The 24,281-nt window shown below is 48.6% G+C and carries 24 protein-coding genes and 6 pseudogenes; 19 read left to right on the top strand and 11 right to left on the bottom strand.

The annotated features are described in order from the left end of the window. Nucleotides 1-27: 27 nt before the first annotated feature. The gene (gene rsmF, locus ACQE32_RS03975; RefSeq protein WP_426981782.1) at nt 28-1,467 is read left to right on the top strand and encodes a 16S rRNA (cytosine(1407)-C(5))-methyltransferase RsmF; all 1,440 of its coding nucleotides are present in this window, start codon (nt 28-30) and stop codon (nt 1,465-1,467) included. Nucleotides 1,468-1,485: 18 nt separating this feature from the next. Here the strand turns inward: rsmF and ACQE32_RS03970 are convergent, their stop codons facing one another. Further along, nucleotides 1,486-2,133, bottom strand: coding sequence for a metallophosphoesterase (locus ACQE32_RS03970; protein WP_427021380.1), 648 nt, complete (start codon nt 2,131-2,133; stop codon nt 1,486-1,488). Nucleotides 2,134-2,366: 233 nt separating this feature from the next. After that, complete coding sequence (locus ACQE32_RS03965) at nt 2,367-3,248, bottom strand: alpha/beta fold hydrolase (RefSeq protein WP_427021379.1); 882 nt, start codon at nt 3,246-3,248, stop codon at nt 2,367-2,369. A 204-nt stretch (nt 3,249-3,452) separates the two neighbouring features. On the opposite strand from ACQE32_RS03965, the gene ACQE32_RS03960 reads away from it, so the two are divergent. From ACQE32_RS03960 to ACQE32_RS03940, 5 genes are all read left to right on the top strand, one after another. Further along, nucleotides 3,453-4,151, top strand: a complete 699-nt coding sequence (locus ACQE32_RS03960; protein WP_426972352.1) for a CTP synthase C-terminal region-related (seleno)protein — start codon at nt 3,453-3,455, stop codon at nt 4,149-4,151. A gap of 566 nt (nt 4,152-4,717) precedes the next feature. Continuing rightward, nucleotides 4,718-4,966 carry a CsbD family protein gene (locus ACQE32_RS03955; protein WP_250650120.1) on the top strand — a complete coding sequence of 83 codons (249 nt, stop codon included), beginning with the start codon at nt 4,718-4,720 and terminating at the stop codon, nt 4,964-4,966. A 290-nt stretch (nt 4,967-5,256) separates the two neighbouring features. Beyond that, entirely contained in the window at nt 5,257-6,468 is a 1,212-nt protein-coding gene (locus tag ACQE32_RS03950) for a diguanylate phosphodiesterase (protein ID WP_427021378.1), read from the top strand. A 516-nt stretch (nt 6,469-6,984) separates the two neighbouring features. Continuing rightward, a complete protein-coding gene (locus tag ACQE32_RS03945) occupies nt 6,985-7,173 on the top strand; it encodes a hypothetical protein (protein ID WP_426972350.1) in 189 nt (62 codons plus the stop codon). Between the two features lie 228 nt (nt 7,174-7,401). After that, complete coding sequence (locus ACQE32_RS03940) at nt 7,402-8,817, top strand: hypothetical protein (RefSeq protein ID WP_426972349.1); 1,416 nt, start codon at nt 7,402-7,404, stop codon at nt 8,815-8,817. Between the two features lie 194 nt (nt 8,818-9,011). On the opposite strand, the pseudogene ACQE32_RS03935 reads toward ACQE32_RS03940, so the two are convergent. After that, a pseudogene (locus ACQE32_RS03935) lies at nt 9,012-9,110 on the bottom strand (general stress protein); the annotation flags it as partial. A gap of 250 nt (nt 9,111-9,360) precedes the next feature. Here ACQE32_RS03935 and ACQE32_RS03930 point away from each other — a divergent pair. Beyond that, the gene (locus ACQE32_RS03930) at nt 9,361-9,621 is read left to right on the top strand and encodes a hypothetical protein (protein ID WP_085071486.1); all 261 of its coding nucleotides are present in this window, start codon (nt 9,361-9,363) and stop codon (nt 9,619-9,621) included. 356 nt (nt 9,622-9,977) lie between these two features. On the opposite strand, the gene ACQE32_RS03925 is transcribed toward ACQE32_RS03930, so the two are convergent. Further along, nucleotides 9,978-10,511 (bottom strand): hypothetical protein, encoded by a 534-nt coding sequence (locus ACQE32_RS03925; RefSeq protein ID WP_426972348.1) that lies wholly within the window; start codon nt 10,509-10,511, stop codon nt 9,978-9,980. Between the two features lie 519 nt (nt 10,512-11,030). Further along, a complete protein-coding gene (locus ACQE32_RS03920; protein ID WP_427021377.1) occupies nt 11,031-11,204 on the bottom strand; it encodes a hypothetical protein in 174 nt (57 codons plus the stop codon). A gap of 244 nt (nt 11,205-11,448) precedes the next feature. Between ACQE32_RS03920 and ACQE32_RS03915 the strand changes: the two are divergent. Next, nucleotides 11,449-11,811, top strand: a pseudogene (locus ACQE32_RS03915) (tail fiber assembly protein). A gap of 350 nt (nt 11,812-12,161) precedes the next feature. Here ACQE32_RS03915 and ACQE32_RS03910 read toward each other — a convergent pair. Together ACQE32_RS03910 and ACQE32_RS03905 are read right to left on the bottom strand one after the other, a co-directional pair. Next, nucleotides 12,162-13,316: pseudogene (locus ACQE32_RS03910) on the bottom strand (IS3 family transposase). A gap of 75 nt (nt 13,317-13,391) precedes the next feature. After that, entirely contained in the window at nt 13,392-13,610 is a 219-nt protein-coding gene (locus ACQE32_RS03905) for a helix-turn-helix domain-containing protein (protein WP_427021376.1), read from the bottom strand. Nucleotides 13,611-13,708: 98 nt separating this feature from the next. Here ACQE32_RS03905 and ACQE32_RS03900 point away from each other — a divergent pair, with 98 nt between their 5' ends. The 7 genes and pseudogenes from ACQE32_RS03900 (at nt 13,709) to ACQE32_RS03870 (ending at nt 19,596) form a co-directional block, all read left to right on the top strand. Further along, nucleotides 13,709-14,338, top strand: coding sequence for a LexA family protein (locus ACQE32_RS03900; RefSeq protein WP_427021375.1), 630 nt, complete (start codon nt 13,709-13,711; stop codon nt 14,336-14,338). A gap of 74 nt (nt 14,339-14,412) precedes the next feature. Next, a complete protein-coding gene (locus ACQE32_RS03895) occupies nt 14,413-15,054 on the top strand; it encodes a hypothetical protein (protein WP_427021374.1) in 642 nt (213 codons plus the stop codon). Nucleotides 15,055-15,343: 289 nt separating this feature from the next. Continuing rightward, complete coding sequence (locus tag ACQE32_RS03890) at nt 15,344-15,556, top strand: hypothetical protein (RefSeq protein WP_427021373.1); 213 nt, start codon at nt 15,344-15,346, stop codon at nt 15,554-15,556. A gap of 265 nt (nt 15,557-15,821) precedes the next feature. Next, nucleotides 15,822-16,570 (top strand): annotated as a pseudogene (locus ACQE32_RS03885) (HipA family kinase). Beyond that, on the top strand, nt 16,567-17,394 hold the full coding sequence (locus ACQE32_RS03880) for a DUF3037 domain-containing protein (RefSeq protein WP_427021372.1): 828 nt from the start codon (nt 16,567-16,569) through the stop codon (nt 17,392-17,394). The pseudogene ACQE32_RS03885 and the gene ACQE32_RS03880 overlap by 4 nt, the downstream one beginning before the upstream one ends. Before the next feature lie 216 nt (nt 17,395-17,610). Further along, nucleotides 17,611-18,718 (top strand): annotated as a pseudogene (locus ACQE32_RS03875) (IS3 family transposase). Nucleotides 18,719-19,266: 548 nt separating this feature from the next. Further along, the gene (locus ACQE32_RS03870) at nt 19,267-19,596 is read left to right on the top strand and encodes an antitermination protein N (protein ID WP_427021371.1); all 330 of its coding nucleotides are present in this window, start codon (nt 19,267-19,269) and stop codon (nt 19,594-19,596) included. 45 nt (nt 19,597-19,641) lie between these two features. On the opposite strand, the gene ACQE32_RS03865 is transcribed toward ACQE32_RS03870, so the two are convergent. Beyond that, entirely contained in the window at nt 19,642-19,998 is a 357-nt protein-coding gene (locus ACQE32_RS03865; protein WP_427021370.1) for a nuclear transport factor 2 family protein, read from the bottom strand. A gap of 286 nt (nt 19,999-20,284) precedes the next feature. Between ACQE32_RS03865 and ACQE32_RS03860 the strand changes: the two genes are divergently transcribed. From ACQE32_RS03860 to ACQE32_RS03850, 3 genes and pseudogenes are all read left to right on the top strand, one after another. Then, on the top strand, nt 20,285-20,578 hold the full coding sequence (locus ACQE32_RS03860) for a hypothetical protein (protein ID WP_427021369.1): 294 nt from the start codon (nt 20,285-20,287) through the stop codon (nt 20,576-20,578). Continuing rightward, nucleotides 20,578-21,381: pseudogene (locus tag ACQE32_RS03855) on the top strand (PD-(D/E)XK nuclease-like domain-containing protein); the annotation flags it as partial. The gene ACQE32_RS03860 and the pseudogene ACQE32_RS03855, both read left to right, overlap by 1 nt. A gap of 366 nt (nt 21,382-21,747) precedes the next feature. Further along, on the top strand, nt 21,748-21,927 hold the full coding sequence (locus ACQE32_RS03850) for a tyrosine-type recombinase/integrase (RefSeq protein ID WP_427021368.1): 180 nt from the start codon (nt 21,748-21,750) through the stop codon (nt 21,925-21,927). Nucleotides 21,928-22,268: 341 nt separating this feature from the next. On the opposite strand, the gene ACQE32_RS03845 is transcribed toward ACQE32_RS03850, so the two are convergent. The 3 genes from ACQE32_RS03845 to yobA are packed head-to-tail and all read right to left on the bottom strand — an operon-like array spanning nt 22,269 to nt 23,899. Further along, the gene (locus ACQE32_RS03845) at nt 22,269-22,610 is read right to left on the bottom strand and encodes a YebY family protein (protein ID WP_250650134.1); all 342 of its coding nucleotides are present in this window, start codon (nt 22,608-22,610) and stop codon (nt 22,269-22,271) included. Between the two features lie 33 nt (nt 22,611-22,643). Further along, nucleotides 22,644-23,519 (bottom strand): copper homeostasis membrane protein CopD, encoded by an 876-nt coding sequence (gene copD, locus ACQE32_RS03840; RefSeq protein ID WP_427021745.1) that lies wholly within the window; start codon nt 23,517-23,519, stop codon nt 22,644-22,646. 2 nt (nt 23,520-23,521) lie between these two features. Next, nucleotides 23,522-23,899, bottom strand: coding sequence for a CopC domain-containing protein YobA (yobA, locus tag ACQE32_RS03835; protein WP_427021367.1), 378 nt, complete (start codon nt 23,897-23,899; stop codon nt 23,522-23,524). A 128-nt stretch (nt 23,900-24,027) separates the two neighbouring features. Between yobA and ACQE32_RS03830 the strand changes: the two genes are divergently transcribed. Beyond that, nucleotides 24,028-24,255: a DNA polymerase III subunit theta gene (locus ACQE32_RS03830; RefSeq protein ID WP_085071474.1), complete on the top strand. Its 228-nt coding sequence runs from the start codon at nt 24,028-24,030 to the stop codon at nt 24,253-24,255. The last annotated feature ends 26 nt before the right edge of the window (nt 24,256-24,281 follow it).

Below are 24,281 nucleotides of genomic sequence, written 5' to 3'. Positions count from 1 at the left end.
TTTTTTTGCAACTACCGGAACTCTGTCGTGCCCCAACAATCCCGAGCCCCTTTCCCTGAGGCCTTTCTTGACCTGATGCGGCAAACGCTGCCCGATGAAGCCAGTCTGCAGGACTTTCTGGCTATCAGCCAGCAGCCGCTGCGCCGCAGCCTGCGTGTGAATACGCTGAAAATCAGCGTGGCGGATTTTTTAAGCCAGACGGCTGACTATGGCTGGCAGCTCACGCCGATCCCCTGGTGTGCTGAAGGTTTCTGGATAACGCGCAGCGAAGAAGATGAGGCCTTGCCGCTGGGCAGCGTCGCTGAACATCTCAGCGGACTCTTTTATATCCAGGAGGCCAGCTCGATGTTGCCGGTTAGCGCGCTATTTGCTGTACAGCCGCAACCTGAGCGCGTGATGGATGTGGCGGCTGCGCCCGGCTCGAAAACGACCCAGATGGCGGCGCTGATGAATAACCAGGGTGTGATTGTCGCTAATGAGTATGCGGCCAGCCGGGTAAAAGTGTTGCACGCAAATATCAGCCGCTGCGGTATCAGCAATACGGCAATCACCCATTTTGACGGGCGCGTCTTTGGCCCGGCGCTGCCGGAAACGTTTGATGCCATTCTGCTTGATGCTCCCTGCTCTGGCGAAGGTGTGATTCGTAAAGACCCCGACGCCCTGCGCAACTGGACGCTGGAAAGTACTCACGCTATCGCCGCCACCCAGCGCGATCTGATCGACAGCGCTTTTCATGCGCTCAGGCCCGGCGGCACGCTGATTTATTCCACCTGTACTCTGAACAGGCTGGAAAATCAGCAGGTCGTGACGTGGCTTTGCCAGCGTTATCCTGATGCCGTAGAGATCGATACACTAAAGGATCTTTTTCCCGGCGCGGATAAAGCCGTTACGCAGGAAGGCTTTTTACACGTTTTCCCGCAGCTTTTCGATAGTGAAGGCTTTTTTGTGGCGCGGCTGCGCAAAACGAACAGCGTGGAACCACTGCCTGCGCCAGGTTATAAGGTTGGCAAGTTTCCTTTTAGCCCGCTGTCACGTAAAGATGCGCAGACGGTGATTCAGGCTGCTGCAAAATCTGGCCTGCACTGCCCCTCTTCGCACTCGCTATGGCAGCGTGATAAAGAGATCTGGCTATTTCCCGGCACAGCAGAGCCGCTTTTTGGGCGGGTGCGTTTTTCGCGCATTGGGCTGAAGCTGGCGGAAACTTTCAACAAAGGCTATCGCTGGCAGCATGAAGCGGTGATCGCCCTCGCCTGTCCCGATGCCACCAATAGCGTTGAGCTAAGCGAAGATGAAGCGGAAGAGTGGTATCGCGGGCGTGATATCTGGCCACAGGCACCGCTGCCACGCGATGAAGTGCTGGTGACCTGGCAACAACAGCCGCTTGGCCTGGCGAAAAAGGTGGGTCAGCGTTTGAAAAACAGCTATCCACGTGAGCTGGTGCGCGACGGTAAACTGTTTCGGCGCTAACCGGACGCTGGCATCCGCTTACTGAATTTTAATGAGCGTGAGTTGATTGCCGAACACCGCGCCGGTATCAATAAAGTGTTGGTTCCAGCCGCTTAGCGGCTGGTCCAGCGGTGTATGACCAAAATAGAAATCATCCGCTCCGGTAATAATTTCTCCCTGACCGCGCTGTAAACGATGGATGCGTTCGCGTCCCCAGGCCACGTCATATTCATTAACAGGCTGTTCATAAGCGTAATGCGCTGCCGGATAGTCAGCATGCGCCACAACCACAGTACGCTCTTCCAGACTAATATGCAGGATCAAAGGCAGCGTCTGACACTGTATTAGCGCGCGCTGCGCCTCATCGCACTGCTCAGTATTCAGCCGCCAGAACCAATCTCCACCGTTCATTTTCCACAGCAGAGTTTCGTTCTGCTGCAGCGCGTTCAGCGCCATCTCTTCATGATTGCCGCGCACGCTGCGAAACCAGGGCTCTGCCAGCAGACGCAAGCAACCCAGACTATCCGGCCCGCGATCGATCAGATCGCCCACTGAGATCAGCAAATCTTCCTGCGGATCAAAGCGCGCTGCCAGCAGTTGGCGATCCAGTAAGGCACGGCAGCCATGCAAATCACCGACGATATAAATATGCCGCCAGTTAGCACCATCAAGGTATTGATACAACATGTTGGTTTTCCTTACAGCTGTAAGGGAGATGTTGATATGCGGTTAAGGCTGTTGCCTTTAAAGTGTAGCAGCGGAATCAATTCACAGGTGCGGAACAGAATGAATAGCCAAAAGAAATTTATTTTTATACTAATCTGCCTTTTTAGCGGCAACTTGCTGCTACTGGAGATTATAGCCCGCCTGGCACATAAACTCATTGTTGGCTAAGCGAGATGGTCGCCGCACCTTATACATCAAGTGCGGGATGTTTTATCATCAAGAAAGTGCAGCACCGCATCGGTGAACTCTTTCGGCGCCTGCAGAAAGGCAAAATGGCTGACGGTAGGCAGGATCAGCAGGCCGGCATCAGGAATGGTTGCGGCAATATGCTCCAGATGATGGCGATCGCTCGCCTCATCATGATCGCCATCAGCAATCATTACCGGTGCTGTAATCTTGCCTAAATCTTTGTCGCGCCACCCAGGCTGTGACTGCCACATCTGGCTAATCTGCCGCCTGAAATGCGCATAATCATTGGGCGTGGCCGACAGCTTTTTATACTCCTCTTCTGCACGGGAAATATAAGCCGCAAACAGCGGATTCTTTTCGGTGCCTGCTTTTACGCCCTGCGTCATAGTGTTTGGCGCAAAAGCAAACACTTTACTTACCCGCTGCGGATAACGCATCGCCATATCCAGCCCGATAATTGCTCCGTCGCTCCAGCCAACAATGGCGGCTGTCGGCAGATGCAGGCGATCCATCAAAGCAATAACATCGTCGGTCATCAAATCATAACCGTAAGGCTGCGCATTGCGCGTACTGCGACCATGTCCACGGCTATCGACCAGGATCACCTGATGGTGCTTCGCCAGCTCCGTAACCTGTAGCCCCCAGTAATCACTGTTAGCCAGCCCGCCATGCAGCAGGATAAGCGGCGCGCCTTTGCCTGTTGTGGCGTAATAAAGCTGGATACCGTTTACATCGGCATAGCCTGTTTGCATGCCAGCCACCGGAACGGGCGTAGCTGGCAGTCGCTGCCAACGTGTTCCCCAATGGCTGTGCTGCGTTTCCGCCTGCGCTAATGCAGGAGCGAGCGCCAGAACGCCTGCCAGTAAAATTGCTGGTTTGGTATGCATTAAACGGATTCCCGTGACGGTTATAAAGAAGATGAGTTGGCCGGACGGCGGGCTATCGCACAGGGACTGGTCCACCGGACCGTTGCGATAACTTCTTTTACTACGCTTAAATCTGTGCTCTTTATCGCATAAATTAACCAAAACCGCTATAAAAGGAGCAGAATTTGACGCATCTCCTTTTTTTCACTGCACAGGAAACTAAAGATGACCGCTGCTGTTCGTCTTGCCTTAGTCGGCGATTATCGCCCGTCCGCCGTTGCACATCAGGCTATTCCACTGGCCATTCCTCTGGCGCTAAGTGAGTTAAATATTACTGCCAGCTGGGACTGGCTGCCGACCACCTCGATTCATAACGCAGATGATCTGACAAGCTATGATGGCATCTGGCTGGTGCCCGGCAGCCCTTATCAACACGATCGCGGTGCCTTTACCGCTATTCGCTGGGCGCGTGAGCAGCAGGTTCCGTTTCTGGGCTCTTGCGGCGGGTTTCAATATGCGCTGGTAGAATATGCGCGCAACGTGATGGGCTGGCACGATGCCGGACATGCGGAAACAGACCAGACGGGACGCTTAGTGATTACACCGCTGGCATGCTCACTGGTTGAGAAAACCGGTGATGTGCAGCTGGTGCCAGGCAGCCTCATTGCTGACGCTTACGGCAGTCTGCAGACGCATGAAGGCTATCGCTGTAATTTCGGTGTTAACCCCGACTTTATTCGTGAACTGGAGGCGTTTCCATTACGCATGAGCGCCCATGATATGGCTGGCGATGTACGCGCTATCGAGTTGCCCGACCACCGCTTTTTTGTCGCCACGCTGTTTCAGTCTGAACGCGCAGCGCTACGCCAGGAAATTTCGCCGCTGGTGCTGGCATGGATTAAAGCAGCCGCAGCGCGTAACTGATCTAAAACAGGGGAAATGCTTTCCCCTTTTTTCACTTCTCTGCAATGCATCAGCATCAGCAAAAATTTTTATCCGTTAATAGGATTCACCTGGCAAGAAGTTCGCGCTGGCTTATTAACCACACTAAAAAAACAACTCATCGGTTAAATTATTTCCTTTCTATTGAGGCTTTATTTAACTACGCTGTGCTTCACAACAATACAGGCTTATTTACACAGATCGTAATTATTTTTCATCTGTTTAAATATTTCCTGACGCTACTGCCTGCACAGATTAATCTTAATTTATCTTTTTTTTATTAAAATTATCTTCCTGATGATTAACAAATCACAACAGACAAAAAAAACCATATTATTCAGTTAATAAGCTGCATGCCTGACCGCATGTCCTCACTGGATAATGCCTGCGTTAATTATTTACCATGCCGTTGTGGGTAAAACTTCTGCCAATAAATTGCGGTAAACAGGCCAAGCCGATGTGAATCCGCTCTGTTTTTTCCCATTGCGCGGCAGCTAATTTTATTTCTGCTAGACTTCATTTACTCAACGCTTTCAAAGGAGAAAAATATGTTAGGTAAAGTTGAAGATAAAGTACGTGAAGGCGCAGGTAAGGCTCAGGAAGCTTACGGTCGCGCAACGGATAGCTATACTGATGAAGCTCAGGGCAGCGCACGTAAATATGCCAGCCAGGCGAGCTACGCAGTACGGGATGCCGCTGATACCGTGCGCAGCCAGGTCTCTTCCAATCCGATGGGTGGCTTAGCTATTGCTGCCGCTGTCGGGGTAGTATTTGGTTATTTGCTGGGTCGTAAATAACGTCTCGCAGACTGGCAGGCTTCCTGCCAGTCTGATCCTCTCTAACCTATTAATAAGCTGTGACCTCTCTGCGCCCTGCCGCAACCAACCCGCCTTGCTTCCTGTCAAACAAGCCACTCAGCTTTTCTTTTCAACAGATAACATTAAAACCTCCGGAACGCCGCTTAAGCCACATTTCTAAACACGCATTGATCAGGAAAGATGTTGATGCTTTTTTAATAGATCTGGACAACAACGTAAAGGCTTCTGTTAAGGTGTGCAACATAAACACAAACACCACGGAATACGCTATGTTATCTACCCTTATCTATCGCAGCCACCTTGTCGATGACGTCCCGGTTAAAGAGCTGGAGCAAATGGTCATCAAGGCCAATAGTCACAATGAATTATATGGCGTTACCGGTATTTTACTGTTCAATGGCACCCACTTTTTCCAGCTGCTGGAAGGCCCTGAAGAATCGGTGCTTTCCATCTACGCAGCGATTTGCCGCGACCCACGACATCATAACCTGGTGGAACTGTTACGGGATTACGCACCTGCGCGTCGCTTTGGTAATACAGGAATGGAACTGTTCGATCTCCGAAAATATGACAAGGAGAGCGTTCTTCAGGCCGTACTGGACAGAGGCACCTCAAAATACCAGCTGACTTATAGTGACAGAGCGCTACAGTTCCTGCGCACCTTTGTCGAAGCCCGGGAAAAAGAGAACTATTTTGAAATCCCGCCGGCTGATTACTGGGAGTTCATTAGCGATAACGCCTCCCTTTCGCAGCCGGAAGCGCCAGCCACGGAAGCCGAAACCTTTAGCGTGGCCATGCAGCCCATTATCGATCCCTTTTCCTGTCAAACAGACTCGCTTGAAGCTTTGATACAGCCTGTGTGTGAAAGCTCGCCTTTGGACAGTTTATCAGCGCTTTCGCGCGATAAAATCTACCGGAACGATCTGCAATCCAAGAAGGCTGCCTTTGCGCTGGCTAAAAAGTTAGGGATTAAAGGACAAACGCTTTCTGTAAACCTGCTGCCGATGTCGCTGGTTATGGTGCCGAATGCCGTTAACTTTTTGTTGAGTGAGATTGAAGCAAATGGGCTGGTGCCTGAGCAGATCGTCGTTGAAATCACTGAGAACGAAGTTATTTCACGGATCGAGGAAGTTGAAACGGCCATTAAGCAGCTCAAGGCTGCAGGCATCAGCCTTGCTATAGATAATTTTGGCGCAGGATATGCCGGACTTTCACTACTGGTGAAATTTCAACCGGATCGGGTGAAAATCGACCACACCATTATTCGTGATGTCCATAAAAGCGGTCCGAAACAGGCGATTGTTCAGGCAATTATCAAATGCTGTTCTTCCCTGGAGATTTGCGTTATCGCCACGGGCGTAGAAAAACCGGAAGAATGGATGTGGCTGGAAGCCGCAGGTATCTGTAATTTCCAGGGCGATCTCTTTGCCAGGCCTAAACTGAACGGCATTCCTGCCGTGGCGTGGCCTGAAAAAAACTAATTAAAATCAATCGCTTTTTACTTGTTCCCTCTTTTTATCCCTGCCGGGGCTCTTTTCGAGATACGGGCGCGCTGACCAATGCGCGTGCCCGTACCCACCGCACACTATTCTCTTCTGTGGGCTAAGCACCCTTTCTCGCACTGGCTAACCACAGATTAAATCGCGGTTTAAAACCGCCGGTTAGTTATCCACAGAAAATGGGGGTAGCCTGTGCATAAATGCGTATAAATTGCGTTATGCCCCACAAAATGTTGCCTTCAGTCAGCGAGAGTGCACATCCAATCATGTCAACACTACTGTGCGTATGAATTTTGATCGACATCAGCTCAATGTCAGTCACAACTTAGGCACAATATGCCTCCGGTTGCGTTGTTATCCAGCGCACAGAAAGATGATAAAAGCAGTAGCTGTCATCATTAACGATCACTTGCCATGAAAATGGTTAAAGTTTTAGCAAAATTCGCCGATTAAATAATCACGGGGAGATACCCGACTTATCACCAGGGGAGGCAAAGAATGAGTTCAGTTAAGAAAAGTTGGTTCGTAAAGTTCATCATTAAAAAAGGCGAAAAAGCCGTTGAAATGTCTTTGCCAATTCATGGCGAAAACGCTGCTCGTGCTTTAAACGACTTCTTTGATGAGCAATCTGCCAGACATGGCATTCTACGATCTGACATCAACGTAACAGCTATGAATGCTGTTTGATATCATAAAGAGAGATGATGGGGTCGCTATGGCGACCCTTTTTATTGCTGGCAAAAAAGCATGCTGAAGTATGAAAATCACGGGTCTGCCATCGCAACATCTTTTACCCGGATCATTACCCAAACATAAGTAATGCTGATAAAAGCGCATTAATTACCCCCGTTATTTTCCCATAGATAATCGTCAGGCTCGTTACACTGAGCAAAACGATTAAAGGGGGATTGAACGTTGGCACAGGAACTGGTTTTTCTTAAAGAAATTAAGAGCTTATCTAAAAACATTGAAAGTAATGCAGAGCAAGCGGTTAATCAACTGGTGAAATGCCTGTCTGACCATCCCGCCTTTATCATGGATAATGAACCTACCATCAATCTGCTGAATAGCGTGGCAGCCGTGCTGGAAAGCGGGCTGGCGCAGACTGAAATAGGTTGCCTGAAAGAAGCGCTTTGGCATTACTGGTTAAATATTTTTCATCACCAAAAATTAGACATATTTTTCTTTGGTAATGAAGAACATGCCGGATATTTTTATCAATATCTGGATAAAAGCGCGCTGGGGAATTTTTACTTTATCAAATGCACCTTAACCGAACCGGTTTCTGCGGCAGCATTTCACCAGCAGCTTACTGAAAGCCAGCGGCCAATCATCATCTACGATCATGATGCGGCTAATATCCTCACGCTCCCTGAAGTTAATGCGGCCCTGCTCATTGCGGACTTTCAGGAAGTGATGTTCAACAAGGCGGCTCCCTTTTCATATAATGAAGATACTTTCATTGCTTATCTGCAGGAAAAGCATCTTCGTTTAATCAATAAAGATCCGGCGACCTTAATTGTTGGCAACTCTTATTGCTATCATGCATTCCCTCAAAAAAACCTTCGTTCCGCTGTTAATCTGGCAATGCACAGTATGGATATGAAACAGGCTCAGGCGATGATTGCGCATTACACTGTGAGAGGGAATGTTAAAGAGATCGTTATCATGTTTGGTATGTTTGATCTCTTTTATGAACTGGCCAAAACCAGAGCGGAAGAGAATATCCGTGTTGTAAATATTCTTAGTCATTACAATCAGTTAAACAATATTATCCCTCACCATAAAACCAGACAGCCGTTTGTTGATCGCACGGCTTGCGAATGGGCTGCGGAAATCATTCCTTTCCAAATGAATGTTCCCGCTCTCAACAATATTCATCAAAAACTGGACTGTGCTGAAACCCTGGCAAAATGCCATGATTTTTGGGAGCAGAGAAAAGAAGATGCCGCTTTTCTGGATGAAAGCGAGGCTCCAGTCAGCAGCGCAGCACGAGCAAAATTACACAGTAAAAATTATAAATATAAGCTTAGCCAGCAAGCGAACATGCGCTTACTGCTGGAGATAGCGGAACAAACTAAAAAAAGTGGCATAACCGTTCACTACGTCATCCCGCCTTTTCCTGCTGCCTACCGTGAACATATGCATCAGGGAATGTTGCAGGAAAACCGGACGTTTTTGGACAGCCTGTGTGGTGATGGTTTTGTTCTGCACGATCTTTCCGCGCATCAGGATTTTGATCGCATTGATTTCCTTGATGGCGATCATATTAATTATACCGGTGCCCTTAAAATTATTAAGGTGCTGGAGAATGCAGGCGTTGCACTATAGGTTAACGCATTGATAACTACTACATATTTCTATAGCCTGAATCAGGCTGCCATCTATACGCAATCTCTGTTTCAGGGAATTCTCCCCTACGGCTTCAGCGTGTAAACGGATTTTTCGCTCAGGACGCACCGGCCTGAAAAGTTATAGCCCCAACCTGTACCGTTGGGGCTGGCAGTTAAAAGAACACGGGTATCCTTTCGTCCACCGCCGTGGCTATGTTCCCCACCTTTTTTACCTGCCTCTGAAGCTTTTTCGCGGTTATTTGCAAAGTGACCGCAACCTCCACAATGTTTCCTCCTGAACATTTTGTCATTGGATTTATAGCCGCAGGCAGGTAATAAGCAGACAGTCAGGCGGTACGCGACGAAAAATAAGGATGTAATTCACCACGTCGCATCGATAGCAAGAGGCGTCTTATACGTCTGTTGCTACGCTAAATGCTTGCCCCAAACAACCCTTTAATCAGGCTATTCCGGCATTTGATAAGCGTTGCGCTACAATTTCTTCAAGACTCGTACAAATCTATCAGCAAGAGGAAGGGATATGCGTATTCAACATCTGTTGCTTTCCAGTGACGGTTATAACCGAATTATTGAAGCGGAAAAACTTGAAGACGAACTGGTTGTTCCGACCACATTGTCCTCTCCATCAGCGGGTCAGGGGGACAACGCTGCTGGCCACCGGGTTGTGGTAAAAAAGCATTACTGTAAAGGAAAGTACTATGCCGTTGCCCTTGACAGACATGCCGCCAGTAATGAGATCGATGATGTTATCGACCTGCTACAACCTGCCCCAATCGATTAACGAATTTAAAATTCGCAGCGTTCAGAGCATTGCTTTGAGCGCTGCTAAAAACCAGAAACCACTTGCCTCTTTCCTGCCGCTCTCGCTGTTTACTTCCGTGATTATCGCCACGCTAACAAGGATTATTAAAAGCGGTTTGTAAAGAAACAGCTAGCTATCTGGCTTATTGATTTGTTCTGTCAGGTTTATGACAAAATTGCTTTAGATCAAAATATAAGATTCTAATTATTTAATAATGCTTCTGTAACGACAGGTGCCTTGCATCCCCTCCAGAGATAATGGATTTCCCTTAATGGAGGGTTATTTTTTCGTCTGATATTTTATAATTTCACTGACTTAACTCTCTTGCTCCCTGCTTAACAATCCCATCCCAGCTGCTCACGGACAAGCTTACGATAAGGCGTATTGATGCTAGCTGGAACTTTTTTCAGATAGTTTTGAGCATGCTGAAGCTTTTCTCCCTCAAGTAAGCCGAGATATTCCAGGATATCTTCAGCGCAAGGGATACGGCCTTCAAGACCAGAAAATCTTGGCGGCAGAGCCGTCCATATTACCGCATCCAGCTTTTGCGCTACGGCCCAGTTAGCCAGAACCCCGGTTGGCATGCTTTTCAGTAAAAATTTTCCTACGCCATCCTCACGAGAGTCAGGGATTTTTTCTCGTTCGCGCAGGGAGGAGACAGCATGCTGGAGGGTATTGGTATCCAGCAAAGCCCAGTAAACCTGTATAGGTGGAGCATTCATGCAGATGGCAGTAGCCAGTTCGCCCTGATCCCCTACACGGGAAAACTCAATTGGCATAACAGGACCGTCCGGGTTCCAGTCAAAAGCTAAAGGTAAATTTTCCGGCTTCCAAATAAGCGAACCCCAGGCAAGGCAGGCAATTTTCATTTTTTATTCCCCGTTTTTATTGTAATTAATATTTTGCCCGGTCAGGCTGAAAGGATGTTAAAAGGCTGGCACAACCACCGCGTCCCGGGTAAAAAACATTTTGTTTTTCTTTGATTTTATAAATATTTTTATACTTCAGATGAGTTTACTGGCGGCTCCTTTTTTGTTCATATTTTAAGCATAGGGTATGCTTAACAAAAAGCCAGCGCTAAAAATTTATATTGTAGAAATGACATAATCACGTGAGCGATATTAGCTTAATGCATGATGTTGTAGCTGTTTTCACAGGCGTTAAGCTTGAGACCTTTTTCATATCATTGAAAAGAAAAACTATAAGATAATAAATGCTATGCATCAGACGCACCCACCGCAAGCGCCATACATTGCACCTCATGCCAGTTTGCTCATTTGCTACGCGTAACCACAGTTGAAACAGACGTGGCGTGGATGCAGAAAAGGCCCGTCAAAGCGAGCCTTACAGGATTTTGCCGTTATCTGTTCTCGTTACCAAGGCGCTTTTTAATTACCTGATGCAGTAGAATCCTCATCGCGCGGAAACTTTTCGCATAAAGCAGTACTCATTTCTATAACCGCATCTACGAAGTTACCTGGTAACTCAATTTCCGGATGTTGACGCAGTACCTCAACCAGTACCGCTCCTACAAGTAAATCCTTTTTCAATGCCAAAGCCATAACCGTTTCCCGGTTTTCTGTAAAGGAGATGTGATCTATAGCACAGGATTTATAACCATGAATGAACGTCTCTGTATCTATTGTATACAGATGTAAAATCCCCCAGCGAAGCAAGGAGCCTGTAACACAGAGTGCACGGGATGAATGAGAATCTGCCCTCTTCATTGCCAGAACATTTTATGATGTCGTGGGAGGCCTACAAAGCAAGGCAAGGCAAGGCCATTCATCGGCCCGATAACGTACGGTGCCACCAGCGGATCCCAGAGTACAACAACTGTTGCTGACCTGTTCGTCTGCTCTGCCGGGTGCTGGAAGTGCATCCAAGAGAGTTTTACGCCTGGCGCCGGCAACCGCGTTTGATAAATGGAACGGCGAAAAACGGGTAACGGACAGCGATGCACAACGGGCCGCAGCGGTGAGCGAGTCCGAAGCGGAAAAGGCAGCACGCATCAGCGAGGCTAACAATATGACTCAGGCGTGACAAACGCAGCTCAGGCTCGACATAATTACCGATGCGGATAAAGCATCGCTTACTATGTGGATGAAGTACGTGCAGGTCGTTGATACTGCCGCGCCGGATATTGCCTGGCCGGAAAAACCTGAATGAACAAATCCCCGTCATAGCGGGGATCATCAGTTAAACATTCAGATGTCGGAATACCTAATCCGCCACCACGCTGGACTTTGAGGTGCTGCTGTCTGATGTGGGATATGAGGCGGAAAAATACAAGGAGAAGGAAGAAGATAATTAAATGGCTCAGATAAAATTTGCGAAAAGAATTTAGCAGGCGGCGTCATACTTTATCTGATGCCCCATAAATATGCAGCGCTTTTGCACTCTGCAAAGTAAAGTTACTCAGAGATCATACTCAGCAAGGAGTTCTTCTACTTGCCTGTTACCCGGATATTTTTTCTTAAGCTGTTCTTGCTGCTGGCGAGCCATTGTGCAATATTTATCTACGCCTGCTTCAATTTGCTTTTGTCGGCTTGACCTGCCCCCACTATTAGATACAACCGTAAGTTAGGAATGTCAGTTTGTTTACCTTCGCATTTTCCATTTCGCCACTGTGCTGCAAACTCTGATGGCGCCTGATAATTCAGTGCCGAATGTGGAAGACACTCGTTATAATCCTGCCGCCAGTCATTAATGATTTTCCTGACGTGAACGATATCGCTGAACCAGTGCTCATTCAGGCATTCATCGCGAAAGCGTCCGTTAAAACTCTTAATAAATCCGTTCTGTGTCGGCTTTGCCGGGCTGGATAAGCCGCAGCTCCACGTCATGCTCATAAGCCCACTGGTGAAGTGCCCTGCAGGTAAACTCCGGCCCCTGGTCAGTTCTTATCGTCGCAGGCCAGCCTCGAAACAGTGCAATGCTGTCCAGAATACGCGTGACCTGAACGCCTGAAATCCCGAATGCGATGGTAATTGTCAGGCACTCCTTCGTGAAGTCGTCCACACAGGTCAGGCACTTGATCCTGCGACCAATGGCCAGTGCTTCCATGACGAAATCCAACGATCAGGTCAGGTTGGGTGCCGCCGGGCGGAGCAGCGGCAGACGTTCTGTTGCCAGCCCTTTACGACGTCCTCTGCGTTTTACGCCCAGCCCGCTCAGATGATAAAGGCGGTACACGCGCTTGTGATTAACATGAATGCCTTCACGTCGCAATAACTGCCAGATGCGGCGGTAGCCAAAACGCCTGCGCTGCAGTGCCAGTTCAATGATGGGCCCTGATAAATGCGCATCAGCCGTCGGACGCTGAGCCTCACAGCGGCAGGTCGGCAGGGACAAACCTGTAAGCCTGCAGGCACGACGTTGCGACAGACCGGTCGCATCACACATAAACTCAACGGCTTCCCGCTTCTGGTCTGTCGTCAGTACTTTCGCCCCAGAGCCACCTGAAGTGCCTCCTTATCCAACATAGCTTCGGAAAGCAGCTTCCTGAGTGTGGCGTTCTCTTCCTCAGGCGACTTGAGCCGCTTCACTTCGGGAACTTCCATGCCGCCAAACTTCTTGCGCCAGGTGTAAAAGGGGGCGTCTGAAATAGCATGCTTGCGGCAGAGTTCCCGGGCAGAAACCCCGGCTTCAGCCTCGCGGAGGATACTGATGATTGAATTGCCACGGACATTGTTTGTTTCGTAGATTGATGCGCTTTTTCAGCGCGGAATGTTTAAGAGCGGTGTTTCTTATGCGGCTCGAGAGCCATGTTTCTTGCCGTACAGTAACCAGAGCGGCTCGCACTGAAGAGCTGCGGCAAGCTCAAACAGGAAGCGCGGACGTTGCGTAGAACTTGCTTCAATTTGCTGTATTGATTGCAGCTTCATTCCAGCTTTCTCAGCTAATTGCGCTTGGGTCAGATTTAACTCCATACGCTTTTGTTTGAGGCGTTGAGAAATTGTATCCATCGCTCACCTCCACAATTTTATCTGTATTTTCCAACAGTCATTTCTGTTTGAAAAATACAGTTTTAACTGTAACGATGTAAGGAAACGGAGAGGATGCTATGAGCCTTGCAGATCGGGTAAAACAAAGAAGAATCGAGCTGGGACTTACTCAGGCTGAGGCAGCACAAAAAGCTGGAATCAGACAACAGTCTTGGGCAAGTATTGAGGAAGGCAAGACATTAAAACCCCGTAACATTGTAGGTATTGCTGAATCTCTTAGTTGTGACCCGACATGGCTGGTAAATGGTGGCAGCTTCCAGCCTAGCGAGGTGAATACAAGGAGGATTCCGTTGCTCAGCTATGTACAAGCTGGAGAGATGGCCACCAAACGCCCTATAGAGGTTCTTGATGGCTCTTGCGAATATGTTATGACCGATATGGATTGGTCACAGTACACCTTTGCACTAAAAATTGTCGGCGATTCCATGGAACCTGAGTTTAAGGCTGGCGATGTAATTATCGTGGATCCGGAAATAGAGCCAGCACCTGGCGAATTTGTCGTTGCGAAGAATGGTGAGCATGAAGCCACCTTTAAAAAGTATCGCCCGACAACGCTTGCAGAAGACGGTTGGCAGCATTTTGAGTTAATCCCGCTAAATGATGATTACCCCGTAATGCGTAGCACTGAAAGGCACATTCAAATTATTGGAACCATGGTTGAACATCGGATTTACCGCCGGAAAAGATAGTTCGCACTATCGGCAAAGTGGTAAAGGCAAAGTGGCTGGAAGAAACTTTTACAAACAATTAGATGGGTTTTGGTATGGATGCTAAAGAGTTAGCGAACAATATGGCGGACGCCATTAATGTTAAGAGTAATTTTTTGCGCAGTTTTGCCGGGGGAGCACTGGAGCTACCTGTAGATTTGTTTTATCTAGGCTATGACTTTCTGGACACAGATAATCGCTGGGAAAATATTTCTGATAAAGAGCGTTGTATCAGGCTGGTTAGAGATGGGTTTGCCAATCGTAAGTACATTGAAAAAATGGCAAATTACATTATTCAACGCTATCTGGATAAAGTAGACATAGAGAAGCTTAGAAACGTAGCGGTTAATAGTTCAGCAAGCCTTGCCGGTAGTGTAATCACAAACAGGTTAATATTGGGCAATATTGGCACTATGTTTACCAGCCATATGGCCGCAAAGATGGTCGTGGGATTTACTTTTTCAACATTACTTTCTTTAGGGGCATTACAGTCAAGGGCTGTTTATTCATCACGGGAGCTGAGCCGACGTGATCCGGAGCTTTACAATTATCTCCGCAGGTTGGGTAATCTTGATCTTCTCTATTTTCTTATTGAGAAACGAGTAAAGCCTTTTGAGGAAGCAACCGCTTTATGGCATCGCAACCGTCGTCTGTTTGAAGAAGTAACAACGTTATTTTTCCAGAGAGTAAGTTTATGACTTTCTTAAAAAAGCTAATGTCGCGTGGTATAGCAGGGATCAGCGATTGCATCATTTTAGCTACCTTTGGTCTCCTGTTCTGGTTCATTTTCATGTCAGAGTCTGATGATCGCTATCTTAAGGCAGGCATATCATGCTTAGGTTTTATCGCAGCCTATTTGGTGTACCGTATCGCCGACAAGGTTCATGATGGCATTTGAAGCTGTGAGATTAATCGTCACAATATTTGAAAATCTGATAAAGCTTAATTTTCCTAAATCTTGCAGATTTCATCAAAATGTGAAGCACGATGAAAATTTTAATGTTCTTTATCTTGGTAATTGCGGGTATCGTTTTGATACCGGACAGCTGGGTTAGCAGCTTCGTTGGTCATTACATACCCATAAACGGCGATGGCGAAGAAGCCATGGACGATTTCGCGTTTACTGTTCTCGGTACAAAGGCGGTTATGTCAGCTACAATCGCTTTGGCCCTGATGTGGATCTACCGCAAAGTTCGTTAGTAAGGTCAGCTTCGATTGATTTAAAGATACGTTTGGGTGATGAGATGAAAATTGGATACATCTTCCCAGCTGTATGTGGGGTAGCAGACATAGCACTTCTGGTGTGGGGCATAGCCAGCGGCGTGTGGATGCGTGGCACATAAAGGAAGTTACATTTGAGTGAGCATAAAAAACCGCGTTTATACAATAAATCAGCGCTTTTCTAATAGAAAAATACTTAAAGAGCAGGAAAGTGCATTACACTTATATCATGCAAGGGTAAGTGATGGAGAGTGAAACTAACACTAATGACGCAATTCCTAATGTCATTGAAATAATACGTCGTATCAATGAAGGCTCTACTCAACCCTATCTTTGCAAGTGCGATGATGGCCACTTATATATTCTGAAATCTAAGCCATCAATGCCCCCTAGGAATCTTCTCTCTGAATTTATTTCTGGTTGTCTTGCTAAAGAGATAGGGCTCCCCTTACCTGACTTCAAAATCGTATTTGTTCCTGAGGAACTTATAGAGTTTTCTCCTGATCTTCAGTGTGAGATTTCTACTGGTTACGCATTCGCCTCAATGTACATAGATGGTGCTGTAGCGCTTACCTTCACTCAATCTCGAAACGAAGCGATCGTACCTATTGACCAGCAAAAATTAATCTATGTCTTTGATAGGATTGTATTAAATGCAGACCGCACACTTACTGACAAAGGCGGTATGTCAACATACTTTATGATGTTGGCAATGATAAGTATTATCTAATTGACCATAATCTGTCCTTTGATCAAAATGTCGGTCCTGACGATTTTTCTGTTCATGTGTATGGTCCAGGGAATCGCAAGTGGGAGTATGATTTGGTAGACCGAGTCGAGTATCGTCAAAGGGTCGTAAACAGCACCTGCAAGCTCCCCACGATTTTTGAAGAAATACCAGAAGAGTGGATAACAGATGATGAATTTTTGCCTTTTGTTTCCGATACTTTAGAAAAAGGCGGTCGTGATGAATTTTGGAGCGAACTAGCATGACAACCCCATGCCTCTACAGCATTGTTCGATATGCGCCATATGCGGAGACTGAAGAATTCGCAAACATAGGCGTAGTCATGTGCGCACCAAAAGAAAACTTCTTTGATTTTCAAATTACTAAACGAAACGACTCTCGTGTACGCAACTTCTTCCACGACGATTGTATCTTCCCGTTAGCGAAAGACTCTATCCAAAGAGAGTTACAGTTCGCTAAGGCTCAAGCCAGTCAGATTGTTGGGCATCAGCAACTTGCTCAGTTCTTTAGGTATTTTACGGCCAAAAAAGAATCTATCTTCCAGTTCAGCACCGTAAGAGTGATTCTCAGCACTGACCCAAAGGAAGAGTTAGCGCGCATATATCATAAATATGTGAATCATTCGGATTACACTAAAGAGCGTCGTGAGGATGTCCTCGCAAGAGAACTAAAACGCAGCATCGATAGGATTGATGGATTGAAAAACGCATTTAAACAAGATTCCATTGATGGCTATTATGCGAAATTCTCTATGCCGTTAGTTGCCAAGAAGCAGGATGAAATCCTATGTGCCATTAAGCCACTGGCTTTTACTCAAACAGAGCCTGGAAAAATGATGGAACATAGTGATACATGGGTGATGAGAGTAACCAGAGCATCTGAGGAAAACCTAATGAATATCGAAGATGTCCTCTTTACCATTGAAATACCTGAATCACCAACATCAGCACAAAGCAAGGTGCTGGATAATATTAGAAAAACGATGGATGCCAAGAAAATTAACCATATTCCAGCATCCAACCATAAAGACACCATTGATTTTGCTAAAAAAATATTATTACAGACCTGAAATAGGTTTATTTTTCTTCAGCCCGGCCAGCGCGCCGGTTTTTTTTATTGCTTCTCTATATGAACAGAAAACTACTAGAACTTTACAGAAAAGAACGCCTGAATTTGAAGCCATAGGAGCCAACGTCCATACAGGAGCTTCAGCGTGACCTGCTCCCCGTTGATTAATACACCCCGATGTTAGTAATGTCTTCATAAGCCACATGAGGACATCCCCATGAAGAAGCGTTTTTCCGACGAACAGATCATCAGTATCCTCCGCGAGGCTGAAGCCGGGGTTTCTGCCCGGGAACTCTGCCGTAAGCATGCTATTTCAGACGCTACTTTCTACACCTGGCGCAAGAAGTTTGGCGGCATGGAAGTCCCTGAGGTAAAGCGGCTTAAGTCACTTGAAGAGGAGAACGCCCGCCTTAAGAAGCTGCTCGCCGAAGCCATGCTGGATAAGGAGGCGCTTCAGGTGGCTCTGGGTCGAAAGTTGTGACGACAGACCAGAAGCGGGAAGCCGTGGAAGTCATGTGTGAGGTCGCCGGTCTGTCGCAACGTCGTGCCTGTAGGCTGGCAGGTCTGTCTCTTTCAACCTGCCGTTATTCAGCTCAGCGTCCGGCTGCTGACGCGCAGCTATCTCTACGCATCACAGAGCTGGCGCTTGAACGCCGTCGCTTATCTGGCAGTTATTGCGTCGTGCGGGCCTTCACGTCAACCACAAGCGGGTATACCGCATTTATCACCTTAACGGCCTGAGTGTGAAGCGCAGACGACGTCGTAAGGGTCTGGCGACTGAGCGGCTTCCGCTGCTTCGCCCGGATGCGCCCAATCTGACCTGGTCAATGGATTTCGTCATGGATGCACTGGCCACCGGTCGCAGGATCAAGTGCCTTACCTGCGTCGATGACTTCACAAAGGAATGCCTGACTGTCACTGTTGCCTTTGGGATTTCAGGCGTGCAGGTCACGCGTATTCTGGACAGTATTGCGCTGTTTCTCGGCTATCCGGCTACGATAAGAACTGACCAGGGGCCGGAGTTTACCTGTAGAGCACTTGACCAGTGGGCCTTTGAGCATTGCGTGGAGCTGCGGCTTATTCAGCCCGGTAAACCGACACAGAACGGATTTATTGAGAGTTTTAACGGACGCTTTCGCGATGAATGCCTGAATGAACACTGGTTTAGCGACATCAGCCATGCCAGGAAAACCATCAGTGAATGGCGTCAGGATTATAACGAATGTCGCCCACACTCCACGCTGAATTATCAGACGCCGTCTGAATTTGCAGCGGGCTGGAGAAAGGGTAATTCTGAGAGTGAAGGATCCAACATTACTAACTGAGCCTTGTATCTAATACTGGGGGCAGGTCATACTGGTAAGCGCCAATAGTAGAAAACCTTTAAACAAGATTAATTGATATGCCCTCACTGTGGCACTTTCCTAAAGGAAGCCTCGCCCCTGCACTACGCCCGATAGCTTGAATCCGATCATATTCTGCCAGATGGGTGCCCAGCGTGGTCTAGAGAACGTTCGCTGTTAAAGCGGAAGAACTTCCTCCCTCTTCTATTGGTCGCTTTGTGCGCCCTTTTTTGTGCCTGTCAAAATTTTTCTCCTCTAAGATACAGATATTTATGTATTTATCCACAATAACATCGTTTTATCTGATGACATAAATACAGTTTTATCTGTACATTTGATCTATCAGCAGGACGCTGATGCACTAACAGGAAGTTTGCTCCTTAACATAGCGCGCTGAAGAAGCGCAAACATTCAAAGCAGAAAGCTTTGGGGTGTGATGGGCCAGTAAAACCGCGTAGCCGCGGTTATGGCTTGCAAGGTAATAACCTAAGTCCATCACACCACCAAAGCTTACTGACTGGAGAATGACTATGAACGCACAAGACCGCCGCCGTGAGCGTCGTGCTGCAAAGCAGGCAGAGTGGAAAAAGGCTAACCCTTTGTTGGTTGGTATTAAAGCCAAACCCAACTGTCGCCCTGTTCTGACGTTGAAACGTAAGCCGGTTGATCGTGTCGTTAAGGCAGTAGAGGTTGTTAATCCTTACGGGCAGCAGCTGCTTAAAGCTCTCGCCTATTACGAACCGCTGGCCATGAAGCGCGAAGAAGAACGCCGCCGCACGCATGCGCAGGTTCGCTCCGACGCGACACACATTGTTAGTGCCCACCAGAAGATATGCGGTAAGAGCATTTCGCTGATTTGAGCCGCCCGCCAGGCGGCTTGAGTACTGGGATATGAGTTTACAGCTTTATGCGAATGACGTTTTCAGGCCAATGACTTGCCACCTGCCATTCAGTTTTGCCCAGGTGCGTAAATGATGGAAGCGGGCATTTAATTCCTGGCCAGCGTACTTACCGTGAATCGAGATAATCACATCAACAACTGAACAGTTCTCATATTCAGTTATATTCAACGCGCCTTGCTCGATGGACTCAATTTTTATGGTCCCGCTGGCATGCATGCTGAGGTCCTGGGCCTTTGTTACCTGTTGCCCTTCATGATTAATAAAGAGCAGGTTATCAGCAATAAGTGCATCCAACGCTTCGATGTCTGATTTGAGCATCGCCTCGATCAGCTGAGCTTCAAGCTTTTCAGTTAACTCCATTTTGTTCCTCCTTACGTGGGAAATCGAAAATATCCCATTCAGAGTGAAATTTATACCAAAGCGGCTTCATTCGAGGCCGATTCGTTACGAACCCAGTTCAATCAAGGTAATTACCCATGCAATTAGCAACTGCTGGGGCTGCCCGCGTGGGTGGCCCTCATTTTGACGCATTTAAATCCGTCCAGTTTCACCTGAGCAATATCCTCACCAGCGCCAGCTTTACCCCTCCGCCACGCAAAAGCCTGCTGCAGCGCCTGGTTGAACTCCTCAACAGGAGTATCCAGCCATGATGAATCCTTACGTTATTCAGGAGCGCCATCTGGAACAGCTGGACATGGCTGAACAGGCGGAAGCGCAGCGTATATCCCGCATTGATGTTATCGCCGCTGATATCGCTAATAAATACCCCGACGTTTTGACCGACTTCGCCGCAATGGCTAACATCCCTGTCGAGCTTCGTATGTTCCTGCGCAGCGACAAAGCCCAGGACGAGTATGCGGCATTCGTTGACCGCCTCTCCCGGTTGCAGGCAGAGGAACACGACCAGTTAATTCAGTTCGGTTTTATGGAAGCGTCGTGATGGAGCCGGGTGTTTATTTCAGTCTCAGCAACGCTGAATACCACAGCGGCGCGGGCATCAGTAAATCGCAGCTGGATATGGTTGCGCTCAGTCCGGCGCTGCTGAAGTGGCAGAAATCCGCGCCGGTGGATGAAGAAAAGTTACAGGCGCTGGACATGGGCACCGCCCTTCACTGCCTGCTGCTGGAGCCTGACGAGTTCGATAAACGCTTTATTGTGGCTCCGGCATTCAACCGGCGAACCACAGCGGGTAAAGCGGCTGAAGCTGAATTCCTTACGGAGTGCCGGAGCATGGGCATGATCGTCATGGATGCCGAACAGGGCCGAAAACTGAAGCTGATGCGTGACAGTGCCCTCGCCCATCCCGCCGCGCGCTGGCTGCTGGAAGCCGAAGGCCATTGTGAAGCATCAATCTACTGGAACGACGATGAGACCGGCGAACTGTGCCGCATCCGCCCGGACAAGTTTCTGAAGTAGCACCCGGTGGTTATCGACGTGAAGAAAGTGGCCGACATGGCCCGCTTTGCGACGCACGTCGCCGAGTTCCGCTATCACGTTCAGGACGCCTATTACCGTGAAGGCTTTCAGCAGCAATACGGTGAGTATCCCCTGTTTGTGTTCATCGCCGTCAGTGAGTCGATCGACTGCGAGCGCTATCCCGTCCGTGTTTTCCAGCTCAGTGAAGACGACGTGGCCGCCGGCTATGACCAGTTCCGCCGCGACCTGCGTGCTTACCACGCGTGTCGTGAAGCAGATAACTGGGGCGGCATTGAAGAGATTACGCGCCCTGAGTGGGCCAAAAGAAACGTGAGCGTCTTTCACTGGAGCAGTTTATTGCAATACGTCAGGCGGCTTCTGAAATGGGAGGATGGATGGCGAACGCGATGAATATCGCATTGCTAACGGGGCAATGGCGAGAAGACATCACGTTAATGAAATTCAGTGATATTCATGACGGTCGCCTGTTTATCACGCAAAGCAAGACCGGGCACAAACTGGCCCTTCCGTTGACTCTTACGCTCAATCCCACAGGCATAACATTTCAGCAGGTCATGGACGCCTGCCGCAACGGTAACCCATCTGATCTATTCTGCCGTTCGTCGTGGCAGAAGAAGAGCTGGCCCCGTTTTACCCGATGCCCTGACCAGCACTTTTGCAGAAGCGCGAGAGTTGAGTGGTCTTCATTTCGGGCCGCACCCGCCCTCTTTTCACGAAATAAGAAGCCTTTCTGGCCGGCTGTACGAGACAGAGAATGGGAAGGAGTTTGCACAGCGATTACTCGGTCATAAGAACATCTCTATGACAAAGAAATATCTGGATTCACGTGGTCAGGAATATGTGATGGTTTAAAGCGGATACGAGTTTTCAGACAAATTTCGAATACCTTCGGGCGCCTCACTAAAAACTCATTACAAAACTATAAACAAAAAAAGACCGAATACGATTCCTATATTCGGTCCAGGGAAATGGCTCTTGTAAGAGCCGTGCGCTAAAAGTTGGCATTAATGCAGGCGATGTCGCCTTGCCTTATAAAGCGTAGAACAGTCGTGAGTAATGTCCAGTCAGATGCAAACAGGCTGCAAAGAAGAGTTTAAGTCTGTGAGAACAACGGCAAAAAGCAGCCCGGGCGCTGTCTTTTAGCACCAAAATTAGCTACAGGAAATTAGCGCGGCGATACCGCGCCTGAGGGTTTATCTACACAGCTTCTCTGCACGCTCAATAATAGGCTGCAGGCTGGCTTTTTGCCCTGGGTGCTGCGGATCGTCGGCCTGAATCACCGAAATAGGCTGAGCCGTGGCTTTGCCTGAGGTCACGTTCTTTGCCGCTTCATCATTGAGCGGATACTGCATCAGGGTGCTGGGGTTGATAGCAAACAGCGCATGCCCTTTCGTACAGGTGAGCATCACTTCTTCACGCGTAAAAGGCCATTTGTCCTTGCCAATTTCAAAACGACTTACGGTGATAATTTCTGACGCTGCCAGCGCACTGGTGCAGCATCCCATCGCCAGTATTAATCCGAGGATTTTTTTCATGGGGTTACCTTATTGTCTTACTTAACTTATTCATTACGGTTGTAGCGTGGCAAAGATGCTGACTGATATTACCACCAGTCCCGCTGTTGCTATTTCCAGCTGCGTTGCGTGCACAAACCATAACTGTGCCCTGCTGCCCGGCATGGAAAAACGCGGGACCAGCCAGTAGCGATTAAACAGCGCGGTGCATAACATCAGCGCCACCAGCCCAATTTTAATGGTCAGCCATAGCCGGTAATCATTATTTGCAGGCCAGGGCCAGCCAACGATAAAAGCCGTGTTAACGATGCCGCTTAGCAAAGTCAGCGCCACCGCCAAATGCCCATAGCGCGAAAAGCGCATCATGGTCTGGATTGCAGCGCTACGCTGCTGCGGCAATTGTGCATCACGCATCAACCCTAATAACGGCAGCAGGCCACCAGCCCAGAAGGCTGCGCCGGTAAGATGAATTGCCTGATTAACACGCTGTAACGCGCCGGGCCAGCCATCCAGCATAGCCGCATGTCCAACCAGCGCCAGGCCGCAGAGCTGTAGCAAACCACACAGCAGCAGTAAACGCTGGCGCGTGCTGCCGCCGGTTGCCAGAGCAAGGCCAGCCAGCAACGCCCCCAGCAGCTGTACGCACCAGGCATGACCAAAACCCGTCTGCATGACCGCCCACCAGATATTCGCCCGGGCAATATTGCGCCAGTCTCCACTCATCAGGCCGGTTTGAGCCGCCAGGATCGCCAGCGCGCTCAATAGCGTCAGGATAACGCAGAGAGTCAACAGCGGCATCAAACGCTGGCTTAGCACAGGCTGATAGCGACGCGGTGCCAGTAGCGCACTATAAAAGGCGCTGCCGGTTAACAGCAGCAAGGCGCTGAAGTGAACCCAGCGGCAAAATATATACAGCGTATCCAGCGTCATCACTATTTCACGCTGAAAGTGTAACTTCCTTTGGTTCGGTGACCATCTACCGACAGTACATGCCAGTTTACCTGATAGCTCCCACTGGACAGCGGTTTCTCCAGCGGCACAATCAGCTGATTATGTTGTTTAGGCGCACGCTCCACTTCAGCTACCGGCATCGTCTGCTGGTCAGCGGCAACAATATCAACGCCGCTGAAAGCAGGCTCAATATCTTCAGAGAATGTCAGGGTCAGCGCCTGCGGCGAGGCTTCTACATTGGCATTCGCGGCGGGATATTGCGATTTCAGATGGGCATGGGCCAGCGCAGCCGGAGAAAAGGCAACTGACAGTACCAGGGCGGCTGCACCAGGTAAAGCAGAGAAGCGGGTTTTCAACATGATTTCATCCTGTAAACTATCGTGGTTGTCACCAACGAGGCCGCAGCATACCTCCCGTACTTAAGCCTGTCGAGGCATTAACGGCGATTCAATATAAGCCCTGCGGCGCTTATACACAGGAGCAAAAAATGTCTAACAACCTGGCAACATTAACGCAGGAAGAAAAAGATAAAGTGAATGTCGACCTGGCCGCCGCTGGCGTCGCCTTCAAAGAGCGTTACAATATGCCGGTGGTAGCGGAAATCGTTGAGCGTGAGCAGCCAGAAGCGCTACGCGACTGGTTCCGCCAGCGTCTGATGCATCATCGACAAACCTCGATTAACCTTTCCCGCCTGCCATGGGAACCGAAGAAATAACAGTGCGCGTCAGCGCTAAGAGGCTT

Source organism: Pantoea sp. FN0302 (genome assembly GCF_050113775.1).
Taxonomy (GTDB): domain Bacteria; phylum Pseudomonadota; class Gammaproteobacteria; order Enterobacterales; family Enterobacteriaceae; genus Mixta; species Mixta alhagi.
This window is presented reverse-complemented; position numbering and strand designations above follow the sequence as displayed.